The sequence below is a fragment of the Tolumonas lignilytica genome (genome assembly GCF_000527035.1).
Classification (GTDB): Bacteria; Pseudomonadota; Gammaproteobacteria; order Enterobacterales; family Aeromonadaceae; genus Tolumonas; species Tolumonas lignilytica.
Window position 1 is genome coordinate 180,248 of the sequence record NZ_AZUK01000002.1, and the last position, 25,570, is coordinate 205,817.

Consider the following 25,570-nt stretch of genomic DNA (forward strand, 5'->3'; position numbering starts at 1 on the left):
ATGCTATTTAATTCTGTATTAAAAGATAAAGCAGGTCTGGGTTTACTCAGTGCCATCATGGTTGGTGCCGTACTGGTGGTGTTATCCAATCTACTGTTGCCACAAGACAGCATGCTTTACGTCGGTTCAAACACCGTCACCTTGCTGGGTAAATATCTGTGTTACGCCATATTGGCGGTCGCACTCGATTTAGTCTGGGGTTATCTCGGCATTTTAAGTCTCGGTCACGGTGCTTTCTTCGCGCTCGGCGGCTATGCAATGGGGATGTATCTGATGCGTCAGATCGGTACCCGTGGTGTGTATGGCAACCCGATCCTGCCTGATTTCATGGTGTTTCTGAACTGGCATGAACTGCCTTGGTTCTGGTATGGCATGAGTCATTTTTGGTTTGCCATGCTGATGGTGTTGCTGGTGCCGGGGTTGTTGGCATTCGTCTTCGGTTGGTTGGCGTTCCGCTCTCGCGTGACCGGTGTATATCTATCGATCATGACGCAAGCGATGACGTATGCACTGTTGCTGGCATTCTTCCGTAATGAAATGGGTTTTGGCGGTAACAACGGCCTAACCGATTTCAAAGACATTATCGGTTTTAGTCTGACAGAAGATTCCACTCGTGCAGCACTATTCCTAATCACGGCTGTGGTGTTGTGTATTGCCTATGTCGTGTGCCGTGTGATTGTGGGTTCAAAGCTGGGGCGTGTTGCGGTTGCAATCCGTGATGCTGAAATGCGTACCCGGTTTATGGGCTACCGCGTTGAATATTTCAAACTGGCAATCTTTGTATTCTCCGCCATGTTGGCTGGAATCGCGGGTGCTTTATATGTACCGCAGGTCGGCATTATCAACCCGGGTGAATTTTCACCGCTGAACTCGATTGAGTTGGTGATTTGGGTTGCCGTCGGTGGTCGCGCAACGCTGTATGGCGCGGTGGTCGGTGCAATTCTTGTGAACTACGCAAAATCCGTATTTACCGGCATTTTACCGGATCAATGGCTCTATGCATTGGGCGCACTCTTTGTTTTAGTGACCTTATTCCTGCCAAAAGGGGTCACTGGTTTATTTAATCGCAAGGAGGCGGTGTGATGAATATGTTTGCACAAACTAAGATTTTAACACCCACTTACTGGCGCGAGCGCATGGCGCCGCCAGAGCCACCAAAGCTCGATTTACGTCATGGCGTGATCCTTTACTTAGAAGATATCAATGTAAGTTTCGATGGATTTAAAGCGTTGAATAACCTCAACCTTTATATCAATAAAGGGGAACTACGCTGCATCATCGGACCGAACGGAGCAGGCAAAAGCACGATGATGGATGTGATCACCGGTAAAACGCGCCCAGATACCGGCTCGGCGTGGTTTGGTCAGAACATCAACTTGCTGGCACTTGATGAACCGGCGATTGCCGAGGCGGGCATTGGGCGCAAATTCCAAAAGCCAACCGTATTCGAGCCGCTGACAGTGGAAGAGAACCTTGAACTCGCGATGGCTGGGAACAAAGGCGTTTGGCAAACCTTTGTCAGCAAGCTGTCTGGCGAAGATCGCGATCATCTTGAAGCAACGCTGCTGTTGATTGGTCTGGTTGCTGAGCGCCATCGCCAAGCAGGTGTGTTGTCACACGGTCAAAAACAATGGCTGGAGATTGGCATGCTGCTGATGCAACGCCCTGAATTACTGCTGGTCGATGAGCCAGTCGCAGGGATGACACATCAGGAGATGGAACGTACCGCTAAACTGCTGAAACAGCTCGCCGGAAAACATTCGGTCGTCGTCGTCGAGCACGATATGGATTTTGTCCGCTCGATTGCCAATAAAGTCACGGTATTACATCAAGGCTCGGTGCTGGCGGAAGGCACCATGAGTCAGGTGCAGGCTGATCCGAAAGTGATCGAGGTCTATCTGGGGGAATCAGCATGCTGAAGTTATCGGGTATTAATCAGTTTTACGGCCAATCACACACGCTGTGGGATCTGGATATCGAGATCGCGCAGGGCGAATGTCTCTGCCTGATGGGCCGTAATGGCGTAGGTAAAACCACGCTGTTGAATGTGTTGATGGGGCAATTGCCAGTTAAAAGCGGTCAGATTGAATTCGACGGTCAAGACATCAGCAAATTTTCGGTCGAACGTCGCGCAGAAATTGGCATCGGTTACGTACCGCAAGGGCGTCAGATTTTCCCGCTGCTGACAGTCGAAGAGAACCTCAAAATCGGGCTGCCTGCACGTCGCGATAACAAACGCCAGATCCCCGATCAGGTGTATGAACTGTTTCCTGTACTGAAAGAGATGAAACAACGCCGTGGTGGTGATTTATCCGGCGGTCAGCAACAGCAATTAGCGATTGGTCGTGCGCTGGTGCTTGATCCGAAATTACTGATTTTAGATGAACCCACAGAAGGTATTCAGCCGAACATCGTCAGTGAAATTGGCGACATCATTCGCAAACTCAACCGTGATATCGGCCTGACCGTGTTGTTAGTTGAACAGAAACTGCCATTTGCCCGAAAAGTCGGCGATCGCTTCTGCCTGTTAGATCGCGGTCGGCGTGTTGCCGATGGCAAGATGGTGGATTTGAACGAAGGACTGATCAAGGAATATCTGACGGTATGACGATGCAGCCTCTGTTAACACCCCTTGAACAAACCGGATGGCAGGCGCATTTGTCACTCGGTTTTTCCCGGCGTGGTCATCAAACTGTATTGGCCGATCGTCGCCAATACGGTCCGTTAACAGTTCAACGTCCGTTTTATCCAGAAGGCATGCCTTGCCATCTTTATCTGCTGCATCCACCGGGTGGTGTAGTCGGCGGTGATGAACTCGATGTGCAAATTAAGGTGGAACCGGAAGCGCATGCGCTTTTGACTACCCCTGGTGCGACTAAATTTTATCGCAGTGCAGGGCCACAATCGAAGGTGACACAAACCTTCCACCTGTCAGCTGGGGCTGCTTTGGAGTGGTTGCCGCAAGATAACATTCTGTTTCCCGGTGCCAATTTACAACTGCAGAGCACCTTCCATCTGGAACGTGACTCGCGGTTGATCGCTTGGGAGTGCATCTCGCTTGGGCGTCCTGTGAATGAAGAGCGTTTTTTGGAAGGGCAGCTCCGCAGCCGTTGGCGCGTCTATCGTCACCAGCATTTATGCCTGAATGAATCGTTGCGGGTGCTGGATGTCGCTGATTTAGATCGTCGTGCAGGTTTAGCTGGTTATCCGCTGGTCGCGACTCTCATTGCATCGCCTTGTTCTGAAACAGAACGGGAATTGGTGCGCGAATTACTGCAAGGCTATCAGGCGCCTGCCGGTGTGACCTTACTGAATGATTTACTGGTGGTGCGCTTGCTTGGCGCACACAACGAGCCGTTACAAAAATTAATGCAGACGATTTGGCAGATGTTGCGTCCAACCGTAATTGGATGCCCGGCATGTCGTCCGCGAATTTGGAATACCTGATTCGGGTTACAAGGAGAATAAGATGGATCTGACCCCCCGCGAGAAGGACAAATTACTGCTGTTTACCGCAGCGTTGCTGGCAGAACGCCGCAAGGCGCGCGGTTTAAAACTGAATCATCCGGAATCGATTGCCCTGATCAGTGCAGCGATTCTGGAAGGTGCTCGTGATGGCAAGACAGTCGCTGAACTGATGAATTATGGCCGTACCATTTTGACTCGTGATGAGGTCATGGAAGGCGTTCCGGAAATGATCCCGGATGTGCAGGTAGAAGCAACCTTTCCGGATGGAACCAAATTGGTCACCGTTCATCAACCCATCATTTAAGGAGCGCCTATGATACCGGGAGAAATTCAGGTTGCCGAAGGCGATCTGTTACTCAATGAAAGTCGCGAGACCATCCAAATGACCGTTGCCAATACGGGTGATCGTCCAATTCAGGTGGGTTCGCATTATCACTTCTTTGAAACCAATCTGGCTTTACAGTTTGACCGTGTCGCTTCGCGCGGATTCCGTCTTGATATCCCAGCTGGAACCGCTGTTCGTTTTGAACCGGGACAAGCCCGTACCGTCACACTGGTTGCTTACGTCGGTCGTCGCCATGTGTACGGTTTCCGTGGTGATGTGATGGGCCCTTTGGATGATGAAGAAGCGGGAGTTCAGGCATGAGTATTATTTCAAGACAGGCTTATGCCGATATGTTTGGCCCAACCACGGGCGATCGTGTTCGTCTGGCAGATACTGATCTGTGGCTTGAAGTTGAAAAAGATTTCACGATTTACGGCGACGAAGTGAAATTCGGTGGTGGGAAAGTCATTCGCGATGGTCAAGGGCAGGGGCAAGCACTGAGCCGTGATTGCCTTGATTTGGTGATTACCAACGCTTTGATTATCGATCACTGGGGGATTGCCAAAGCAGATATCGGTGTCAAAAACGGTCGCATTGTCGGCATCGGTAAAGCGGGTAACCCTGATGTTCAACCGGGGGTGACGTTAGTGATCGGCCCTGGCACCGAAGTCATCGCCGGTGAAGGTTCAATCGTGACAGCGGGTGGCATTGATAGCCATATTCACTTCATCTGCCCACAACAAATCGAAGAAGCACTGTGCTCTGGCATTACGACGATGCTGGGTGGCGGTACAGGTCCGGCAACTGGCACAAACGCAACTACTTGCACACCAGGCCCATGGTATATGGCTCGCATGCTGGAAGCAGCTGAAAGTCTGCCGATGAATCTTGGTTTTCTGGGGAAAGGCAATGCCAGCTTGCCCGATGCACTGCATGAACAGGTTGCTGCAGGCGCGATTGGTCTGAAACTGCACGAAGACTGGGGTTCTACCCCCGCATCGATTGATAACTGCCTGAATGTGGCGGAAGAAACCGACACGCAAGTGGCTATTCATACCGATACGCTCAACGAAAGCGGTTTTGTCGAAGATACACTGGCAGCAATTGGCGATCGCACTATTCACACTTATCACACCGAAGGTGCGGGCGGCGGTCATGCACCGGATATCATCAGGGCTTGCGGATTGGCGAACGTGCTGCCGTCTTCAACCAACCCAACGCGCCCTTACACAGTGAATACAGTCGATGAACATCTCGATATGCTGATGGTTTGCCATCATCTCGATCCGGCGATTCCGGAAGATGTGGCTTTTGCGGAATCCCGTATTCGTCGTGAAACCATTGCAGCGGAAGACATTTTGCATGACTTGGGTGCTTTCTCGATGATTTCGTCGGATTCGCAGGCGATGGGCCGTGTGGGTGAGGTGATCACCCGTACCTGGCAGACTGCGCACAAAATGAAAGTGCAGCGCGGCAGTTTAAGTGGTGATCCGGCGCGTCATGATAATGGTCGCATCAAACGTTATGTCGCGAAATATACGATCAACCCGGCATTAGCCCATGGCATTAGCCATGAAGTTGGCTCGATTGAACCGGGCAAGCTGGCTGATTTAGTGCTGTGGCGTCCAGCTTTTTTTGGCGTGAAACCATCCATGATATTGAAAGGCGGCATGATTGCGGCTGCACCAATGGGTGATGCCAATGCATCGATTCCAACCCCACAACCAGTGCATTTTCGTCCAATGTTTGGTGCCTATGGTCGTGCCATGCAATCCACCCGCATGACGTTTCTCTCTGGTTTAGCGATCCGTTCTGGCATTCCGGCACAGCTTGGTTTGAACAGCCTGATCGGTGAAGTGAAAAATTGTCGTTCGGTGAAAAAAGAACACATGGTTCATAACGCTTGGCAGCCATTGATAGAGGTTGATAGTCAGACCTACCAAGTTCGAGCCAATGGTGAATTACTGACGTGTGAACCGGCTGCCGTGTTACCAATGGCTCAGCGCTATTTCTTATTTTAAAACTGCCAACTCAGAGAGAAGAACATGATTCGATTAACACAACGTTTGACGGCAGAAGAATCAGCAGGAAAAACAGTCTTCAGTACGCTGACGCTGCCGATTGATTTACGCATAAAAAGCCGTCTGAAGGTCACACTCGATAATGGTGATGATGCTGGTTTGTTTTTAACGCGCGGTCAGCTATTACGTGGCGGTGAATGTCTGACTGATGATGCAGGTTCCGTCATGGTGATGGTCAAGGCTGCTGAAGAACAGGTGTCGACTGTTCGCTGTGACGATCCATTGTTACTGAGTCGGATTTGCTACCACCTAGGTAACCGCCATGTGCCATTGCAGATTGAATCTGGTTTTGCGCGTTATCAACATGACCACGTACTGGATGAAATGGTCGTCGGTTTAGGTGGCACCGTGATCACCGAGCTTGCACCGTTTGAACCGGAAGCGGGTGCATATCAATCACAGGCTGGGGCGGGGCACCATCACCACCATGATCATGACTACGGTCATTCCCATTCTCATTCATCATCGCATCATCATGCGGAAAGTTCGGCTTCGGTCGTTTCGATGCATGGTTTTTTGAAAACATCATAAGCAAACAAAAGGAATTGAATATGAACAAATCACGTATGACCACAGCGATTGCCCTGATGTTACTGACAACACCAGCTTTTGCTCATCCGGGACACATGGAACACGGATTATCTTCCGGTTTACTGCACCCAATGACCGGTTTAGATCACCTCATGATGTTACTGACTAGTGGCTTTTTAGCCGCATTAACGGGGCGTCGTCTATCGCTGCCTCTAATGACTGTTCTCGCCATGATTACAGGTACAGCAGCTGGCGTTTGGTTCGGCGGAAACAATCTTGTTGAACCGCTGGTGCTGGCTTCGGTCTGGTTTGCCGGTGCCATGATTTTCGCCTCAAATCGGTTGTCTGTACTGAGCTGGATGATGCCTTGTTTTGCGCTGTTCCATGGCTGGGCGCATGGCGTTGAAGCACCGGCTGGTCAGGTTGCGCTGTTTACAGTGGGTGCAGCGATCTCTTCGGTTGTCTTACTGGCAGTTGGTTATGTCGTTGGCACCAAAGCGAATCAAGTTGCATGGTTGAAAAAGGGTTGGGCGGCGACTGTGTTTGCTGCGGCATCTGTGCTCCTGGTGGGCTAATGCATGGTTGAAGCCACGCTGAATCAGCATTCTGCCCAAAGTTGGTTGCAGTTATTCCAGCTGATGAGCCCGAACTTACCTGTGGGTGGGTTTACCTACTCACAGGGACTGGAATGGGCTGTCGAAGCTGGCTGGGTAAAAAATGCTGCTGAATTTGAACAATGGCTCAGCGACCAGATGGAAGAAGGGCTTGTCTATCTGGATTGGCCTTTGCTGAACCGTCTGCACTTGGCTGCACTTGAAGATGACATTGCCACATTTGAAGAATGCATCGATTTGCTGGTGGCAAGTCGTGAAAGTGAAGAGTTCCGGTTAGAAGAGAATCAACGTGGTGAAGCGTTTTATCGCGTGATCAAAGACTGGAACATTCAGGGAAGTGCGGATATGGCTGTTCATCTGAAACGGTCTCAGCTGGCTGGTATGGCTTGGTTTGGTGCAAAAAATGGTATCAGTGTGGAACAACTCGCTTTGGGGTGGGGGTTCGCAATACTGGAAGGCGCAGTCATGGCAGCCATCAAGTTAGTGCCTATTGGTCAGCAGGCTGGTCAGACACTGTTACGACAATTATCGGTCGTATTACCGGAAGCATATCGACGCGCATGCGCTGTTGAAGATGAAGAAATTGGCGGCAGCCTGACTCGTTTAGCGATAGCAAGTGCTTGCCACGAAATTCAGTACACGCGGTTATTCCGCTCATAACAAGATTGAAAAGGATATTGATTATGACTCAGACAACATCTCCATTACGAGTAGGCGTTGGTGGACCGGTTGGTTCAGGAAAGACTGCGTTGTTAGAAGTATTATGTAAAAAAATGAGGGACCACTTCGAGATCGCAGTTGTGACCAACGATATTTATACCAAGGAAGATCAGCGCATTCTGACCGAAGCCGGTGCACTAGAAGCAGAGCGCATTGTAGGTGTGGAAACGGGTGGTTGTCCGCATACCGCCATTCGTGAAGATGCATCAATGAACTTGGCTGCGGTCGAGGTATTGAGTGAAAAATTCGGAAATTTGGAAGTGGTTTTCGTTGAAAGTGGCGGTGATAACCTGAGTGCGACTTTTAGCCCAGAATTGGCGGATATGACTATCTACGTCATTGATGTTGCTGAAGGCGAGAAGATCCCACGTAAAGGCGGTCCAGGCATTACCAAATCGGATCTGCTTGTCATCAATAAGATCGATTTAGCTCCCTACGTTGGTGCTCGTTTAGACGTGATGGAATCTGATACCAACCGCATGCGCCCTGAAAAACCGTGGACGTTTGCCAACCTGAAAACAGGTCAGGGTGTGGATACCATTATCGACTTTATCGTGACGCATGGCATGTTAACGCCGAAATCATAATCAATATAAACGCCCTGTTATTTAACAGTTTCAGGGCTTCTTTTAGTAGGAATACGGTTCTCTCTGCGAGTCTTTCAGGTTGATGCTACAATGCCGCCGTCTTCATTTATTGATATCGGTGCTAGTTTATGAGTTTTTCCTCTCTGGGTCTTCATGCGGATTTATTGGCTGTCCTCGATACGCTTGGTTATCAAACACCAACACCGATCCAACAAGCGGCGATCCCTGAAGTCTTAGCTGGTCACGATGTCATGGCGGGAGCACAAACCGGCACAGGTAAAACTGCTGCATTTGCTTTGCCGTTGATTCAACGTCACCTTGAACGCGAAACAACTGAAAAAGCAATTCGCGTATTGGTGCTGACGCCTACGCGCGAACTGGCGCAACAAGTGCACCAAAGCTTTGTGAAATACAGTCAAGGTTTAGGTCTTAACGCTGTTGTCGCTTATGGTGGTGCGAGTATTAACCCGCAAATCAATGCGTTAAACGAAGGCTGTGATGTGCTCGTTGCAACACCGGGCCGTTTACTAGAACTTGCCATCAAAGGCGTGATCGATCTCAGCACTGTTGAGACATTCATTCTTGATGAAGCCGATCGTATGTTAGACATGGGCTTTATTGTCGATATCGAACGCGTGCTGAAACGCCTGCCTGAAACACGCCAAACCTTGTTCTTCTCGGCAACCTTTAACGATGAAGTGTTTGCCTTAAGCAAGACCATTTTAAAACAGCCAAAACTGATCGAGGTAGCCGAACGAAATGCGACAGCAGCGAAAATCGAACAACGGTTTTACGAAGTCGATAACAAACGTAAAGCAGGATTAGTGGCATATCTGATTGGTTCTAAAAATTGGCAACAGGTGCTGATCTTCACGCGTACCAAGCAAGCGGTAGATGAACTGGCGAAAGAACTAGAGAAAGATGGCATCAAAGCGGCTGCGGTTCATGGTGATAAATCACAAGGTGCCCGTGATCGCGGCTTGGAAGAATTTAAAACCGGCCAAGTACGTGCGCTGGTTGCCACCGATGTAGCCGCGCGTGGGTTAGACATCAAACAACTGCAATACGTGATCAATTATGAACTGCCTTATAACGCCGAAGATTATATTCACCGTATCGGTCGAACTGGCCGTGCAGGTCAAGAGGGCCTGGCTGTTTCGCTGGTTTCGCATAAAGAGAAATACCTACTCGAAGATATAGAAAAACTCACGGGTGAACATTTTCTCCTGCAATGGGTGGAGGGCTTTGAGCCGAACCTCATGGTGCAGGAAGAGGCGAGCAGCACTAAACGTAAACCGTCGAAGAAAAATCTACGTGCGAAAGCGCTTGGGCAAAGCGGTAGCAACAAAGCGAAAACAGACAAACCGCGTCGCCGTTAAGTTTTGGTCGAAGTATTTAGAGAAAAGGGCGGTAGCGGGTGCAAACATCGCAACTTACTTAACAACCTGCCGTCGCTTAGTTACGCGACCAAGGTTAGAAAATGAGTTCTGCAGTGGTAAGTATTAGAATTGTATGGGATTTTAACTGATTGATTTGCTTAGAATGGTGCGTCCTAGTGGACTCGAACCACCGACCCCCACCATGTCAAGGTGGTGCTCTAACCAGCTGAGCTAAGGACGCACTTGAGGATATTTTTGCAATCGAAAGTATGGTGCGTCCTAGTGGACTCGAACCACCGACCCCCACCATGTCAAGATGTAATCCATATACAACCCAACAAATTCTATTATCTTCTATAATAGCTTGAAACTATATAAAACATATTGTTGCGTTTTCATTTTATGATGTGCATCATGTTTTTACGATTGTTGTATTGAGTTTTGATGCAGATTTGGGCACAAAAAAGGCACAAAAATGAAGTTTCCTTTTTTCTTCTGGTGAGTGCCTATTGGGGGCTTTATGGGTCTCTCTGCGTTTACTCAAGATCTTCTGTCACAAGGACAATTTGTGAATACAGATGTTGAGCTTTTGTTGCTTGATGATGTATGCCGCAAATTACTGGATCGATCATCTTATGTGGCTAGTCTAACTGGGTTACCACTTCTTGATTCCAAAGATAATAAAGGGTTTGTTTTGCTGGATGCAATTCAACAGCCTTTGATCGGATATAAACGAAATGGCAGCGAGCAAGTGAAGGTGATTTCTGGGATCTTCACATACCATCGTATCCAGAAATTTGTTTCGGCGAATAATACGTTAACGAGTGTTCCCGTATTTTTGCTACATAAAGCACCTATCGGCGAAATTCGCGAATTATTGCTTCTTAATGAGATGACGAGAAATTTATTGAAACAATGCTTTCTCGGATCATCATCTCAATTAGCTGATCATTTATATGCTTGGTTTGGTTGCTTAGATAATGACTTATTTGAAAATGAATTATGGTTGCAGTTATTTCCATCGATAAAAACTAAATCGGATTTATGTAATTGGTTAGCCATTAGCTCAAAAACGTTTGTTCCCTCATGTAATAGGCGGGGCAATGAATGAGTGGCAATCTAACGCTAGAAACATTATCTGATTACTTTCTTAACTATACGAACTTGTATCAACCGGATATTGAACGTTATGAAATTGAAGAATACCTGAACGAATGGTTGGATCGTATTCAGGCACCCAAGGATGCTCGTGGCATTATGATTGTTCTGCGAAATATCAATGAATACATTCAAGATGCTGCAATTAAATTTCGTCTCCAAAAAATATATTCTTTCCCTGATTGGTTTTTTCCTGCTTTGCAATATGCGCATAAAATTGATGACAAGGTGGTTTCAAAAGCAGCTGATAATCAACGTATGGCAGATGGTTGGTGTCAGCATAATCCGTTTTATGCCTGGTTATTCAGTGCTTTTAAATATTCAAAGAATAAGACGTTTCGTCTATTTCAACTATTGTTTATTGAATTGTATTACGCACGATTAAGTGTATTGCAGAATAACGCACTTAGCACATCCTCTCAGACACGAGAACAAGAAATCTGTAGTGCTGCACGTTTACTATTTGATCATAAAAATAGTGATATGCAGAAATTTGTCCAACAACAGGATATTCATTTACTGACGAAGCCAATGGAATTGGCATATCACATAGATAGTTACTGCAAAGAAATCAGTCCTCATATTGAACAACGCAATTTGAACTATTTACACAGTCTCATGCATTTTTTACTGGAAGACTGGACTCCACTTGGTCATCGCAGTCGTATTAGCCGTTTTCAGCGAAGAATTGAGCGTCGATACAATAAAACGCGGAGTGCGCCGATCCAGGGTAATGATGATCAATTACTCGAAATTTTGCCTGCGTTACCAGAACGAATAAACATCGATGGTCTTGAGCCTGATGATATGTGTCCTGCACAAGATTTTGTATTGGAAGACAGTCACTGCGAAACAAAACGGGATAAACGAGAAATAACGGCAGCAGTACGCACCGTCGATCCTCGTATGCAACGACGTAAAGCGATTGACGTTACAGGAAAAGTCCGCCGAGGTCAGAATGCAGTTTTGCAAAATACAGAACTACTGAAAGGATCTGAGCTAGCAAGGTTTATCCATTATTTACAAAAAATCGGGAAACGCTCTGATCCACTCAGCCGTGAAATGGTGTTGATCTGTTGGTTAATGTTAGTACTTGGGAAAACATTCGAAGATATTACTGATTTGTCTGTTTTTGATGATCTAAAGGAATTAACTCAGGGATTATATCTTGATGAAAAAGGCGATGGTTGGTGGTGTTTCCCCGTCGTATATTCAGCCAAACCCAATTTGGATGATATTGCGAAAGGACTTACGCAAACTCAATCATTTGTTTTTACGCCATGTCCGGATTTTTTACTGATATTAATACGCGCAAATTATTCCAGCGGACTTCATCCATTATTGAGTAAGGCACTGACCGTTGAAATGCTACAGCAACAGTTGAAGACGTACTCGGACAAACTCATTGAAGGTGGTCGTGTCACGATTGATAAACTCAGTAATTTTATGCAGCGATATTGTTTTGCATCTGGGTGTATTGATCCGGTTGTCCTTGATTTTAGTTATCGGTTGGGATTGACACAAACAAGGGTATCACGCAGTTACGCATGTCTGAGTGACGATGTTAGACAGGATGCATTATTGCGTTTGTGGCTGGCCGTTGAGGTTGATATTAAAGCCGCAGATCCGAATATTTTACTACCTCAGTTCTTTAAATCACGGGCTTGGGTTCATGAGCAGTCGGTCGGATCGACGTTCACGCCATCTTTCGATGCCTGCAAGCGACTGCAATCAGAATTGATGAGCCGATTAGAAAACAGCAAGCCGACCAAAGCATATTCCTATGAATCGGTGATGATCTATCACAATCGTTATGTACTTTATACTGCGTATCTGTTGATGTTTGCGACGGGGTATCGGGCCGTACATAATCCGTTACCATCATTATCGCTTCACCTCAAAGCGTATGGTCTGCTAGCGATCAGTGATAAAGATGATGTTGATTTTACCCACGCCAGATTAGTTTGTGTGCCGCCGACACTCTCTCAGCAACTGAGTCATTATGAAGAGCATTTAAGCGTGCTTGCCGAGCTCATTCGTTATCGAACGCCTGAACTTTCAAAAACGATAGATCATTTGCTTCGACAAGATGAAATGATGCTTATGTTGCATCCAACCGAAGCGGCGGATTGGTATAAGAAGGTAAAAAATTCACGCACAGTGCTTGGTCCGCTATTTATATTTCACAAACAAAATGGCCAATGGATTCCTTTTAATATTGCCCCGAAGGATTTGATCAATGATCAGCCGCCTAATATGCAACTGCCCGCGAATGCTGGTCGACACTGGCTGAAATCAGAACTCATTAAACGAAAAGTCGACTCTGAATGGATCGACTGGCAAATGGGGCATTGGATGACTGGGCAAGCACCATTAGCCTATTACTCAGCGTTTAGCCATGTCGAGATAAGTGCATTAATGGGAGAAATCATTGATGAATTACTCAGGAAGGTCGGATGGAAAAGCTTACCGTCAGCACTTACTTAGATTTATTAAAGGGCTCACTTGCGGATAAATTGGCTGAGCATTGTGCTCAGCATCTAGATCAGCATTTTCCCGCGTCCGATGTAAAAAATGAAGTTCAGCATGTCATTAAATGCATGACTAGCTTACGTTTGTTCAATAACTCACAGGAACGTTTTGAGTCAGAGTTTTTACGGCGGGTCGTCAAAAAATTTCGTACTGAAATCGAAGTTCAATCGATCGAATTGATGATCCTAGAGCTTATTTTGCTCTATGCATTAAATGAGTATCAGATTGATTCAGCAAAAGTCCCTGCCATCATTAAATTACAACGAGATAAACCATTCATCAGACCGGATTCAATGCTGCAAATCAACGCTGCAGCTAAATTGATCGGTATACTTGAGCGGGAGCAATATCGTCCTACCGTGCAGGAAAATCCAACAGCAATCATTGGCCGATTATTGCTTCATCTATTCTTTAAGGAACAAGTTGAGAGGCTGGAATATGCTTTGCGAATAATTCAATGTGCACCGCGATTGGAATATCTCGATGGAATTGTTTGCATTGAACTCAATGAACCCGATCTCGATTGTCGGTATGTGTTATCGGAACCTGGAGCTATTTGGTGGCTACACTGGTTATCAATAAAAGATACGATCTCCCTTAATCCCAAAAATAAATCAGCATATTATATTTCAGCATATTTGCGGAGTATTCCCGATTGGCAATATTCTTCTGTCAGTATTCCAACCCTGAAATTGCTAAGGAAAACAGATGTTTCTTTACGCATTAGCCCTATTCATTATGCTTATGTGGCTAATTTTTCTAAAAGTACGTCACTTCGCCCGAGCGCATTTCTTCGCATACTTACTGGTAAAAAAGTCAAACAAGACAGAGAACCCCCAGATACTTACTACGTCATGACTGTCAGAGAAAAACGAAACTGGAAAGAGCAGTTTTCTATTGAGCGTTATACTCCGTTGCGAGAACAACTCATGGAGTTGACTCGGATGATGGGTCTTCTGAAACCAAGTGACGGACGACATCATAATGGTCGTTTAGGGGTGAGCAGAAATCAGTTGATCCATTTATTTACACAATGGCTGACCGATAATAAAGATACATACTCTCCCTATCTGTGGCTACTCATGGCTTGGGCTAAATCTTTATTAAGTGATGGGGGGAAAATAAAAAGCGTACTGGAACCGAGTACGATCACTGATTATACCAACAGCATTGGTTGCGAATTTTTAACTGTTTTCTGTCAATACAAGATAGAAACGCTTGGCCCTAATGATTGGATCGATTTACTCGATGAAGTCAGTCAAGAAATCAAATCTTCCCAGCGAAAAAGTTTGGTCATTTACTTGGCTTGTTATTTACGTGATTCCGGATTAGTACCCGATCTTGCGGTAAGTGAACTGGATATTGCTGCGAGTCATGGGCAAGTTGATGCCAATATCATATCTCCTCATCATATTGATATGATCATTCAGTATCTGATGAAGCAAAATGGGGAGATTTATCGAGAGGCCATCTTATTGCTGTGCTTGTGTTATTTCAGCGGGTTACGGCGCAGTGAAGCAGGGTATCTACAACTGTCTGATTTTACTTTTTCAACTGATCTATCAGGCCCAGTTGATATGTATATTCGGCTGAATGTTAAGCGAGGCATCAAATCTAAAGCGGCAAGAAGGGTATTACCTTTAGATGTGCTCTGGCCTGCGGATCATCTGAGTTTATTACGCAATAAAATCATGTACAGCCGGCAGCAATCAGTAACACCGACAAGACCATTGTTTGAGGATATTCGTAAAGTTGAGAAGGCTTTTTTGCTGATCACTGATCTGATGCATCATATCACTGGTGACCAAACTCTCTGCATACACCATCTGCGACATAGTTTTGCGAATTGGCAATGGATTCGGCTTAACCCTAGCGCATTATCTCAAGGCAGGAAGCAACTAACGCTATTTAACCACACGTTGTTTTCTGCCGATCAGGTTGAAAAATTTCATGCTAGGTTAGGGCTTAAACCAGCTAGTCGAAAAAGTATGTATGTACTGTGTCACTTGCTGGGGCACAAGGAACCGTCTTCCATAATTGCCAGCTATCTTCACCTGAAGGACTTAGCGGGTTACTTACTTTTAAACGCCAGAGCAACCATACAGAACAAACAACTAACGCAAACTTTGGGGCGAACCAAAGTAGCGTTGAGAAACGATTATGCTGATAATTTAGCTTTGCGTTTGTCATTTGAAACAAAGCAAATGGAAGAAAAGATTGCGCCTATTCCATATGGAAAAACACTATCAACTTCTATTGCAACACTGCATGAATTTGTTATTCGAAATAATGTCAATGCTGACACATTAGGAAGGGATGTTTTTTCTTGGGCTGGAATATTAATCGCTTGCAAGACATTAACGCCTGAACAAGTAGCAGAAAATGAAGGCATGCATCCTGAGGACATTCGTCGGTTAATAAATGCCGCTGAGACCATACAACGTAAATGTTCTGGTCGCGGAAAACAATTACCCCTGATCCCAGATCTTACTCCATGGGTCAAAACTCTAAATCAAAAGCCTGTTAAACAACAAAATATGGCAGAGAAAATGAAGGCTGAATCTCACTCTTTCAAAATTTTGCGTTTTTTGCTTACGCGCCTGAATGAAAAGCTTGAGCAGGGGGGATTGACATGGGATGTGATCCGAAATGCAAGTTACAACCTCATATATGTCGTGCCAGGAAAAGGATTCTTGATCCGTTCTCCAAGCATTAAGAGAACACAATCATTTTTCGAATTGTTACAACAACTAGGGTTAAATGCTAAACGATTACGATTAACACTATATTTAGATCCAAATGAAGTGACACCTGATCAAACCCAACATTGGCATAACACATTAAAACAGAGCCCATTAGGGCCACTTGATTATGCAATGGGTGAGATAGGCGAATTCAAATTCATGAAGCATGTATATCGAGAATCTGGAGCATTACAAATTGCCTTAGTGAACCGCAAACTAAGTAAAGAAGGGCGACGGCAACGGGTATTTATGTCATTTTTTCAGTTATTGGCAATTTTATCTCTATTTTTTAAAGAGGATGAACCTATAAATGAAATGAGTCATGCATCACAAATTAAACGATGATTTTATGTCGTCAAAAGATATTTTTTCATCGTTTCATTCCTCTTTCCAATAGTCCGTACGTCGGTAGCGACCTAAGGTTGAAATCTAAAAAGAACGGGCAGAATTATCTAGAGGTAATATCTGCCCACTTATTTAATATAAGAGATGTATTCACCATAATTTTCTTCATGTAAACCAGTCTTTGTGCTTATTATCTAGCTCACTTTTGCCCCATTCTAATTTAGAGCAAATTTCATCTTTAATGTTTCCATTTAAATTGCCTTAATTTAGCTAATGCAAAAATAACTGCATGGCGACAAGTTGCTAAGGATAAAATGGAAACGTAATCCCTCGTGTCAAGTTGATCGTAACAGGCATAATTACGCATCTATAAGAATGAGAAAACACGCATACTCGGTAAATCGGATATGCGTGCTGATCTTGATTGAATATGACTTAAATGTTTTTGCCGTAAAACGATGTTAATTTTTCAACTGCCTGATTGACGTATTCAGGTTTCCAATACGTTTCAATGTGAGTTGCACCTTTAATCAGGAATAACTCTTTCGTTTTCGCATTGGTCGCCAGTGGGAAGGCGCTTTCAGTCATATATAAAGTGTCGGCTTTATCACCGGCGATCATGAGTAATGGCTGGTTAATTAAATCCATATTGGTTGCAGCATCAAAACTCATCAAATCAAGCAGGCTACTCATGGTGTAGCGGAATGATGAGTTTGGATGTGCATGAGTTTTCCAGTAATACTCAAAACCCTGACGATAGAGATCAAACGGCAGTTTCGCAATTTGTTCGTCGGTCAGCTTCGTATCGGCAGCATAAATGATTTTACCGCCAGCAGCTTCCTGTGCTCGCGCATCAGATGCCTGCTGGAGACGTTGCTGAATGGTATCTACCTGAGAGTTCATGAACCCATTACGTCTGACTAAACCAGAATTAAACATACTGACTGTCGCCAGTGCTTTAAAACGTTTGTCGGTTTGAGCAGCTTTTAGTGAATAACCGCCACCGCCACAAATTCCTAATAAGCCAACACGGCTTGCATCAACACCAGCGTAGTGCGTGATGTAATCAGCCATGCCATGGATGTCTTCGATACGGTTTGCTGGTTTATCAACGTAACGAGGTAATCCGCCACTGCCTCCCTGATAGGCGGCATCAGCTGTAATAGTGATATAACCCTGTTCAGCTAAGCGTTGTGCATATAAACCAGCGACTTGTTCTTTTATGCCACCATTCGGATGCGCAACGACAATTGTTGGGTATTTTTTGGTTTTGTCATATCCAGCTGGCGTATAAACATTGGCAACAATATCAATTCCGTTCAATTTGTATTTCACCGGATGGATATTGACTTGGCCTTGTTCATTTTTAGTAATGGCGCCTTCGTACACCAATGTCCAAGGATTTTGTTTGTAGTCAGCGGCATAAGACATGCTTGATGAGACAGCAACCGTTGCTGCAATCAGTGTTGCATTCAATGATTTCATCGAAATGACCTTCTTAGATAAGTGCTATTTGGTGGGATTATCTTTAAAAATATCTTTCGCGATACCAACCGCGGTGACAGCACTTGGCCAGCCGGTATAGAACGCGAGGTGTGTAATTTCTTCCGAGATCTCAGATTGAGTGACACCGTTTTTCAGGGCCAAATTGATATGAGATCGGAGTTGATCGGGGCGATTGAGTGCAATTAACGCACTAACGGTAATCAAACTGCGTTCGCGTTTAGACAGCTCAGGCCGCTCCCAGATATCGTCGTACAAAACTTTGTCTGTCAATTCGGCAAGTTTCGGCGCAGTCTCTCCCATCAACTGTTGAGCGCGTGATGGTTGAACTGGAGCAACGGCGTTTTTTTCCTGAGTGCCATATTGAGCGTCAGTGACTTTTTCATACCAATCTGCGGTTTTTCCTTCCTGATGTTCCTGAACAGCAAGGTGTGTGAAGCTGCTGTCAGGTGTTGCCCCGTGCCAGTGCTTTACTCCCGGCGGGATCCAGACTACATCACCAGTTTTAATTGTTTTCCGCTCACCGCCCCAAAATTGGACATAACCGGTGCCTTTGGTCACCACTAAATGTTGTCCGACAGGATGCGAATGCCAGTCTGTGTGAGCACCCGGTTCAAAATTGACATAAGCTGCTGTCGCATCAGAGGGCGCGTCTGCTGGAAATAACGGTGCAACGATTGCTTTACCAGTGAAATGCTCTGGTGCAGCAGGACGTAAAGGCCGGTCAGATTCATGGGTAATCGAAACAGTAACGAGATCCATTTTCTTATTTTCCCCAGAGTTAGTTTCCTGAGCTGCGAATACAGAACTACTGATATTCAACGCTAGAAATAATAGCGATAGGCTTAGCGGTCTCAATTAATTCATCCTCAGTGTGCAAATTAGTAAGAAGTGAGTTTCCTCACCTCTTAGCAGATAATGGCTTGTGATTATGAATCAGCATTACCACTGATAATCAGGCGCCAGCATTTTCAACAATTTGCTGTCATGCCCATACACCAGTGTATTTTCGGTATCCAAAAGCATGGTTGCTCCGCTTGCACGGGTATATGCTTTCCACTCTGGAAGTGATGTCGCAGAAGGTTTTCCTGTCTTGGCAAAAGAGATCCAAGCACTGCTCATGGTATCGGCTATCTTAGCGAGCGCTTGTTTTTCAGCGGCAGATTTTATGCCCCCAGTCGGAATAGGCGATTCCACATTAGCATTATTAAATACCAACGGGATTTCCACGGTATGGATCGCTAATGGCGACCCATGGGTATAAACATATCCGTAGACAGATGCTCCTTTCTGATCAGCCTTATGACTCATAATTTTAAGCATTGGCAGACGAATAAAGGTGTCAAAATAAAGCGCATCTTCTTTGCTCTTTGACGGAAATGCCTTCAAAAATTCCGCGACGACCTGCTCTTTGTTTGCGCCATAGGCTTTCTGTAAACGCTCATCAATTTCTTTATCAGTCAGTGTTTTTCCTTTATCTGGACCCATGACTAAATTCATTGATGCCCATTCATTTAAGTTGGAACCAATCAACAGTGGAATATCTTTACCCGTAGCAGCAAATGAGTCAGCGGTGACAGGATTAGTTGGCAGGAAATCACCATCGACAACCGGTTCCCAATCCATCGAAACCTTACCTGTTAAAGCACCCTTCAGACCAAACTCACCCGCTGTTTCTACCTGCGCTTTCATGGATTCTTCAACCAGTTTGTCATAAGGAACAGACTGGATCGCATCAAGGTTATTTTTGGTAATACCTAGATTTTTCAGGGTTAACTCACCAACACGACGACTTGCTGCCAGTTTGGTAAAATTGACGCCCATCGATTCTGTTGCGCCACTTTGCACAATGCCTTTTTGGAACAGACCTTTTGCATGAGGGCTGCTCATCAACGCAAGTACTTTTGCACCACCACCAGACTCACCGAATACAGTGACGTTCTTGGGATCGCCGCCAAAACGGGCAATATTTTTCTGGATCCATTCCAACGAATCAACGATGTCTTCAATGCCCACATTGGCGGAATATTTATATTTCTCGCCGTAAGCAGACAAGTCTAGATGCCCCACAACATTCAACCTGTGGTTGACGGATACCACCACCACATCACCTTTTCTGCTCAGGTTTTCACCATTATAAGCAGGGGTTTCCTGTGCGGAACCAGTGGCAAACCCGCCACCGTGTAGCCAGACCATCACCGCTCGTTTTTTACCATCAATGCTGGGTGTCCAGATATTCAGGTTCTGTGCATTATTATCTTGTTGCCCTTTAGGCACCGGAAAACCCGTTAATGATGACTGCAAAGAAATAGGGCCGTATTCCGTTGCCTTACGAACGCCATGCCAAGGCGTGACTTTACTTGCTGGAACGAAACGTTCATGCGCTTCAGCATAGGGCACACCAAAATAGGTATAGATACCGTTACTTACTGCACCCTGAAGAGCACCCGATTCTATTTGTATAATATTGCCTTCTCTTTCTTTCACTTCTGCGAACGTGGGTTGGCTTGCCAACGTGATGGCGGTAATCAACCCAACGACAAACGGCATTTTTTTCATTGAAATTCCTTCGAAGATGACTTTGCTGTTTATTTAAAATATTGACTTAGTATGATGATTTTTACTGTTTACGATTAGACCGAATATCAGCAAAGGCTTTTGAATAAAATTCACGAATATGAATTTTAAAATAATTACTTATTAATTATTGTTTGCCTCCAAAACTCAGTGGCGAGCAAAATCCATCCTTCTGCGGGTGTTCCTTCACCAAGCCCAAACCCATGGCCGACATTAGGAAATTGATGATATTCAACGTTCGTCCCCATTTGTTTTAATGCGTTTACTCGTTGTTTCATCACTGTAGGTGGTGCAATTCCGTCGCGACTTCCGACAACAACAAATGTTGGCGGTTCATGCTGTGAATAATCAGAATATCCGGTGTAAGCCATGATGACGGCGGCAGGCTTTGGTACGTTATCGCCACCATATTGGGCTACACCATAACTCCCCACTGCCGCCGCCATTCTGGCTCCAGCTGAACTGCCCCATAATGAATAGCCTTGTGTGCTGACCTGTAATTCAGATGAATTTTGGAAAATAAAAGAAATGGCACGAGCAAGATCTTGAACTGCATTGCGGCCACCGAGACCAACTCGATAGCGAAGCACAAATGCGTTATAGCCTAGTTTGCTGATTTCATTGGCATAAGGAAAACCCTCATGCAATGACCCGACATATTCGAAACCGCCACCGGGGCAAATAATGGCAATAGGCGCATTCTTTTTGCCTCGGAAAAAAAACAAGCCAGTTTGACCCTTGTCAGGTGATTGCTGTCTTTCATCACCAGAATAGATATTATAAAAAATGGTTTCTCCTTTATTCACATCCTCAATCATTCTATTTAAAGATGTCACCACTGTTTTGGGCGTAATTTGTGTGTGGTACGGCAATAATGATTGAATATTATTTATCGCAATAGGAATGTTTCTGCTTAAATCATTCCATGGCAATATAAGTGGAGAAAATCCATCAAAAGCATGATTTTTTAATATATTCTCAATACTGTCATTTGCTGTCAAATATGGGTGTTTAACATCGCCCCCCTGTTTTTGAATGAATTTAATTTCTCTTTGCGAATACCCCGCAGGCTCGACATCATCGGATGCCAGACAAGAAATAATGCATAACGGTATTGCTTTCATTGATATTCTGTTATTCATGATGCATGGAAATAATATTGCTTATTCCCATATTAAATGACTTTGTATTATTTATTACGATTCAAAACCGAATAGGTTATTGCATAATTCTCACAAATACCCTTAATGACATGTTCTATAATGAAAAATGCTAACAGCCCACTCAGAGCTGAGTCACAATTTGCATGGAACATGAATGTTGAAAGAAAATCTGAATGACTTGCAACTCTTCTTGGTCGTTGCCAAAGAAGGCAGTTTTACCAAAGCATCAGCGCTGTTAGGGGTTTCACCTTCCGCATTAAGTCACTCAATAAAGGCGCTTGAAACTCGCTTAGGTTTTCGTTTGTTTAATCGGACAACGAGGAGCATTGCGCTCACTGAAACAGGTGAACATCTGCTGTCCATTATTGAACCAAAACTCACCGAATTAGATCGTGAAATGCAAGATTTACATGAATCCCTCAATCGACTGACCGGCAACATTCGTATCACCGCGACTGAACATGCCGCATCGGCCATTCTGGCTCCTTTATTATCTTCATTTGTCAGAAATTACCCTGAAATTACCGTCGAAGTTTCGGTAAATAATGGCTTTGTTGATATCGTCAATGAGCGCTTTGATGGTGGGATCCGTTTAGGTGAACACTTAGAAAAAGATATGGTTGCCGTTCGCGTTGGCCCGGATGTTCGTATGTTGCCAGTCGCAAGCCCCGAATATTTTTTAACGCATCCAAAACCAGAAACACCCTATGATTTACAGCAGCATTCGTGTCTCAATCTGCGTTTGTCTCATCAAGGGGGCATCTATGCATGGGAGTTTACTCATGATGGAAAAGAGCTTCGGGTTAAAGTCGAAGGCCAACTGACATTTAATAGCGTTGCATTGATTAAATCTGCTGCACTGGATGGTTTAGGGATTGCTTATCTGGCAGAGAACTTTGTTGCCGATGAGATCAAGGCGGGTCGATTAGTCGCTGTGTGTGAGTCGTGGTGCCCCTATTTTTCAGGATTCCATCTCTATTACCCGAGCGCTAAACAGCATAAACCCGCTTTTGCAAAATTTGTCGAAGCAATACGCTTTCGTGCATCGAAGAAACAATAAGATCATAAGCCTGTTGAATGTGATGTCATTCTACGGGCTTTCTGTTAACGGGTCTCATTACTCCTGAAATTATCTCACAAGCTCATTCTTTTTTGCCCACCTAATCAATGAGAAAACCTCGTTATATAGTCATGCTGTTACCGTAAAATCAAAAGCAGGCTATATGAAATCCGAATCAAACAATAAACGTTGGATATTGCTGATCATTCTGATGAGTTATCTGATGATCGTATTGGATATTTCCATCGTGATAACCGGATTACCTAAAATTAGTACCGATCTTCATTTTTCAACTGCATCACTATCATGGGTGCAAAACGCCTACACATTAACGTTTGGTGGTGTGCTGTTATTAGGTGCCCGCGCTGGTGATATTCTGGGTCGTAAACGAATGTTTCTGATTGGATTAAGCATTTTTATGTTTGCATCACTGCTGGTTGGATTATCGCCAACAGCACTGTTTATGCTCATAAGCCGCGCAATTCAGGGGATCGGTGCAGCGATCTTGGCGCCATCCACGCTGGCATTACTGACCACCAATTTTGAAGAAGGTGCTGAGCGAAATACGGCCGTCAGTTACTACGGTGCAACAGCGGGGGTCGCCGCCAGTATCGGTTTAGTTGCCGGTGGTATTTTCGCAGGCTGGTTATCATGGCGTGTTGGGTTTTTTATCAATATTCCTATCGGATTATTCTTATTCTTTGGTGCAAGCAAATTCATTCGGGAAACCGAAAAACACCTCGGCCAATTTGATATCTTCGGTGCAATGACCTCAACCGTGAGTATGTCTTTATTGGTCTATGGGATCGTGCAATTAGCTGAAAGCGGTATCCATGATCGCTATGCGCAATTGCCTATTGCTGCGGGCTTATTCTTACTGGTGATTTTCATTCTCAATGAAAAAAGAGCAAAACAGCCGATCATGCCTCTGCGTTTGTTTGCACATAAGGAAAGAAATGCAGCCCTTGTTTCACGCATGTTGTTTTTAGGTGCAGGGGTGAGTTTCTGGTTTTTTACAACCCAGATTTTACAGAATGTCATTGGCTTAACCGCGATAGAAACAGGGGTTGCGTTCTTACCGACCACACTCGCTAACTTTATCACTGCAATGAATATCTCAAAATTCACTCGTCGGTTCGGAAATGGGCGTGTTCTGGCCGTCATGTTGGCAATCAACATTATCGGTTTGCTGTGGTTAAGTCTGATCAACGACCATTCTGATTATATGTTTGCGGTTGCATTGCCAATGATTTTGATTGGGATCGGTCAGGGTGGTTCCATTGGCCCTCTGACAGTGGCAGGTCTCACTGAAGTGCCGCAACAAGATGCGGGGGCCGCCTCTGGACTCGTTAATGTTGCCCATCAGTTTGGTAGCTCAATTGGTCTTGCCATCCTGATCGTCATCTTCTCTTCATTCCAGGATCACTTGTTGTCTTTGAAAGGACAGCTAGCACATCAAATCTCTGCTGCGCTCGTCGGCGGAGCCATCATGGCCGCATTAGCCATGACACTTTGCTGGTTATTTATCGGAAGAAAACAGCCAACACAGATAACCAAGTTCACTGATGCCTCAAACAAAGCGCAAGCCTGAGTTTGATCGCATTGAACTCAATGATGACCTCTCTATTCAGCGTTTTTCAGAAATCAACATAAGGATAATCATATGCCGATAACACGCCGGAATAAGCTCTCAGTATTAGCAATCAGCCTGGCACTTGTCGCTGGCTGCTCTGCCTCTCACCATAAATCAGACCTATTGATGATTGAAAAACAAGGCAGCTTTGCCGTAGGTGGTTCAGTCGTACAGATGCCGGGAACATTCGATCCGATCAAGCAAGGTGCATACAACCCAGCAGGCCCGGACTCGACTGGCCAAACATTACATGGTGATCATCTGACGGCGTTTTATCAAATTCCGCCCAAAGCCAATCCATTCCCTTTGGTTTTCTGGCACGGTCACGGTGAATCGCTGAGAACTTGGCAGACCACGCCTGATGGACGTGACGGTTTTCAGAATATCTTCCTGAAAGAAGGCTATGCGACCTATCTGGTCGATCAGCCCCGTCGCGGGCTATCTGGACGCAGTACGAAATCAGTGACTATCTCCGCGGCGCCTGATGAACAATTATGGTTTGGCACCTTCCGTTTAGGGGTATGGCCTAACTACTATCCTAATGTGCAGTTCTCTAAAGACCCAGAAGCATTAAACCAGTTCTATCGTCAGATGACACCAAATACCGGCCCTTATGACGCAGCACTGAATATCGATGGCGTTTCAAAACTGTTTGATAAAATTGGTGATGGCATTTTGGTCACGCATTCCCAAAGTGGTGGCCCAGGCTGGAAAACAGCGATGAATGATAGTCATGTGAAAGCCGTTGTCTCCTTCGAACCGGGTGGTGATTTTGTCTTCCCAGAAGGAGAAGGCCCAACCATGGTAACCATGAAAGGCCGCTCTTTCCCATTACCGAAAGTGCCGATGAGTGAATTTATGAAACTCACCAAGATCCCGATTGTGATTTATTACGGCGATAATATTCCAAAAACAGAAACCGATAACCCTGCACAGGAACAATGGCGCACTTTCCTGCATATTGCTGAACAATTCAGAGATGTTGTGAATGCCAATGGTGGCGATGTAACACTGGTGCATTTGCCGGATATCGGTGTTTATGGAAACACTCATTTCCCAATGTCCGACCTGAATAATCAAAAAATTGCTGAGTTAATGTCTGATTGGTTGAAGGCAAAACACTTAAATTAATTCAACATGCTTAAACAAA

Annotated in this window: 22 protein-coding genes and 1 tRNA gene; 18 read left to right on the plus strand and 5 right to left on the minus strand. The window is 45.2% G+C overall.

What is annotated here, in order from left to right:
* The 12 genes from urtC to H027_RS0115905 all read left to right on the plus strand — a co-directional run bounded on the left by urtC (position 1) and on the right by H027_RS0115905 (position 9,705).
* Positions 1 to 1,083 (plus strand): urea ABC transporter permease subunit UrtC, encoded by a 1,083-nt coding sequence (gene urtC, locus H027_RS0115850; protein ID WP_024873413.1) that lies wholly within the window; start codon positions 1 to 3, stop codon positions 1,081 to 1,083.
* Complete coding sequence (gene urtD, locus H027_RS0115855) at positions 1,083 to 1,919, plus strand: urea ABC transporter ATP-binding protein UrtD (protein ID WP_024873414.1); 837 nt, start codon at positions 1,083 to 1,085, stop codon at positions 1,917 to 1,919. Before urtC ends, urtD begins: the two co-directional genes overlap by 1 nt.
* Positions 1,913 to 2,608: an urea ABC transporter ATP-binding subunit UrtE gene (gene urtE / locus H027_RS0115860; protein WP_024873415.1), complete on the plus strand. Its 696-nt coding sequence runs from the start codon at positions 1,913 to 1,915 to the stop codon at positions 2,606 to 2,608. The genes urtD and urtE overlap by 7 nt, the downstream gene beginning before the upstream one ends.
* Complete coding sequence (locus H027_RS0115865) at positions 2,605 to 3,447, plus strand: urease accessory protein UreD (protein ID WP_024873416.1); 843 nt, start codon at positions 2,605 to 2,607, stop codon at positions 3,445 to 3,447. The genes urtE and H027_RS0115865 overlap by 4 nt, the downstream gene beginning before the upstream one ends.
* 22 nt (positions 3,448 to 3,469) lie before the next feature.
* On the plus strand, positions 3,470 to 3,772 hold the full coding sequence (ureA, locus tag H027_RS0115870; protein ID WP_024873417.1) for an urease subunit gamma: 303 nt from the start codon (positions 3,470 to 3,472) through the stop codon (positions 3,770 to 3,772).
* Positions 3,773 to 3,781: 9 nt separating this feature from the next.
* The gene (locus H027_RS0115875; RefSeq protein WP_024873418.1) at positions 3,782 to 4,114 is read left to right on the plus strand and encodes an urease subunit beta; all 333 of its coding nucleotides are present in this window, start codon (positions 3,782 to 3,784) and stop codon (positions 4,112 to 4,114) included.
* On the plus strand, positions 4,111 to 5,814 hold the full coding sequence (gene ureC / locus H027_RS0115880; protein ID WP_024873419.1) for an urease subunit alpha: 1,704 nt from the start codon (positions 4,111 to 4,113) through the stop codon (positions 5,812 to 5,814). The genes H027_RS0115875 and ureC overlap by 4 nt, the downstream gene beginning before the upstream one ends.
* 24 nt (positions 5,815 to 5,838) lie before the next feature.
* A complete protein-coding gene (ureE, locus tag H027_RS0115885; protein ID WP_024873420.1) occupies positions 5,839 to 6,405 on the plus strand; it encodes an urease accessory protein UreE in 567 nt (188 codons plus the stop codon).
* Between the two features lie 20 nt (positions 6,406 to 6,425).
* Positions 6,426 to 6,980, plus strand: a complete 555-nt coding sequence (locus H027_RS0115890) for a HupE/UreJ family protein (protein ID WP_024873421.1) — start codon at positions 6,426 to 6,428, stop codon at positions 6,978 to 6,980.
* A gap of 3 nt (positions 6,981 to 6,983) precedes the next feature.
* Positions 6,984 to 7,679 (plus strand): urease accessory protein UreF, encoded by a 696-nt coding sequence (locus tag H027_RS0115895; RefSeq protein ID WP_024873422.1) that lies wholly within the window; start codon positions 6,984 to 6,986, stop codon positions 7,677 to 7,679.
* 23 nt (positions 7,680 to 7,702) lie between these two features.
* On the plus strand, positions 7,703 to 8,326 hold the full coding sequence (ureG, locus tag H027_RS0115900; protein WP_024873423.1) for an urease accessory protein UreG: 624 nt from the start codon (positions 7,703 to 7,705) through the stop codon (positions 8,324 to 8,326).
* Between the two features lie 128 nt (positions 8,327 to 8,454).
* Positions 8,455 to 9,705, plus strand: coding sequence for a DEAD/DEAH box helicase (locus H027_RS0115905; protein ID WP_024873424.1), 1,251 nt, complete (start codon positions 8,455 to 8,457; stop codon positions 9,703 to 9,705).
* 164 nt (positions 9,706 to 9,869) lie between these two features.
* On the opposite strand, the gene H027_RS0115910 is transcribed toward H027_RS0115905, so the two are convergent.
* A tRNA-Val gene (locus H027_RS0115910) sits at positions 9,870 to 9,946 on the minus strand.
* Between the two features lie 327 nt (positions 9,947 to 10,273).
* Here H027_RS0115910 and H027_RS0115915 point away from each other — a divergent pair.
* The 3 genes from H027_RS0115915 to H027_RS0115925 are packed head-to-tail and all read left to right on the plus strand — an operon-like array spanning position 10,274 to position 16,484.
* On the plus strand, positions 10,274 to 10,816 hold the full coding sequence (locus H027_RS0115915; RefSeq protein WP_152536775.1) for a hypothetical protein: 543 nt from the start codon (positions 10,274 to 10,276) through the stop codon (positions 10,814 to 10,816).
* A complete protein-coding gene (locus H027_RS0115920) occupies positions 10,813 to 13,350 on the plus strand; it encodes a hypothetical protein (RefSeq protein WP_024873426.1) in 2,538 nt (845 codons plus the stop codon). The genes H027_RS0115915 and H027_RS0115920 overlap by 4 nt, the downstream gene beginning before the upstream one ends.
* Positions 13,320 to 16,484: a site-specific integrase gene (locus tag H027_RS0115925; RefSeq protein ID WP_024873427.1), complete on the plus strand. Its 3,165-nt coding sequence runs from the start codon at positions 13,320 to 13,322 to the stop codon at positions 16,482 to 16,484. Before H027_RS0115920 ends, H027_RS0115925 begins: the two co-directional genes overlap by 31 nt.
* 435 nt (positions 16,485 to 16,919) lie before the next feature.
* Here H027_RS0115925 and H027_RS0115930 read toward each other — a convergent pair whose 3' ends face one another.
* From H027_RS0115930 to H027_RS0115945, 4 genes are all read right to left on the minus strand, one after another.
* Positions 16,920 to 17,969: an alpha/beta hydrolase gene (locus H027_RS0115930; RefSeq protein ID WP_038150078.1), complete on the minus strand. Its 1,050-nt coding sequence runs from the start codon at positions 17,967 to 17,969 to the stop codon at positions 16,920 to 16,922.
* A gap of 24 nt (positions 17,970 to 17,993) precedes the next feature.
* Entirely contained in the window at positions 17,994 to 18,749 is a 756-nt protein-coding gene (locus tag H027_RS19400) for a (R)-mandelonitrile lyase (protein WP_024873429.1), read from the minus strand.
* Positions 18,750 to 18,929: 180 nt separating this feature from the next.
* Complete coding sequence (locus tag H027_RS0115940) at positions 18,930 to 20,546, minus strand: carboxylesterase/lipase family protein (RefSeq protein WP_024873430.1); 1,617 nt, start codon at positions 20,544 to 20,546, stop codon at positions 18,930 to 18,932.
* 134 nt (positions 20,547 to 20,680) lie between these two features.
* Positions 20,681 to 21,688: an alpha/beta hydrolase gene (locus H027_RS0115945; protein ID WP_024873431.1), complete on the minus strand. Its 1,008-nt coding sequence runs from the start codon at positions 21,686 to 21,688 to the stop codon at positions 20,681 to 20,683.
* Between the two features lie 193 nt (positions 21,689 to 21,881).
* Here H027_RS0115945 and H027_RS0115950 point away from each other — a divergent pair, with 193 nt between their 5' ends.
* The 3 genes from H027_RS0115950 (at position 21,882) to H027_RS0115960 (ending at position 25,551) form a co-directional block, all read left to right on the plus strand.
* Positions 21,882 to 22,787, plus strand: a complete 906-nt coding sequence (locus tag H027_RS0115950; RefSeq protein WP_024873432.1) for a LysR family transcriptional regulator — start codon at positions 21,882 to 21,884, stop codon at positions 22,785 to 22,787.
* A gap of 163 nt (positions 22,788 to 22,950) precedes the next feature.
* A complete protein-coding gene (locus H027_RS0115955; protein ID WP_024873433.1) occupies positions 22,951 to 24,378 on the plus strand; it encodes an MFS transporter in 1,428 nt (475 codons plus the stop codon).
* 72 nt (positions 24,379 to 24,450) lie between these two features.
* Positions 24,451 to 25,551, plus strand: a complete 1,101-nt coding sequence (locus tag H027_RS0115960) for an alpha/beta hydrolase (protein WP_024873434.1) — start codon at positions 24,451 to 24,453, stop codon at positions 25,549 to 25,551.
* Positions 25,552 to 25,570 lie beyond the last annotated feature (19 nt).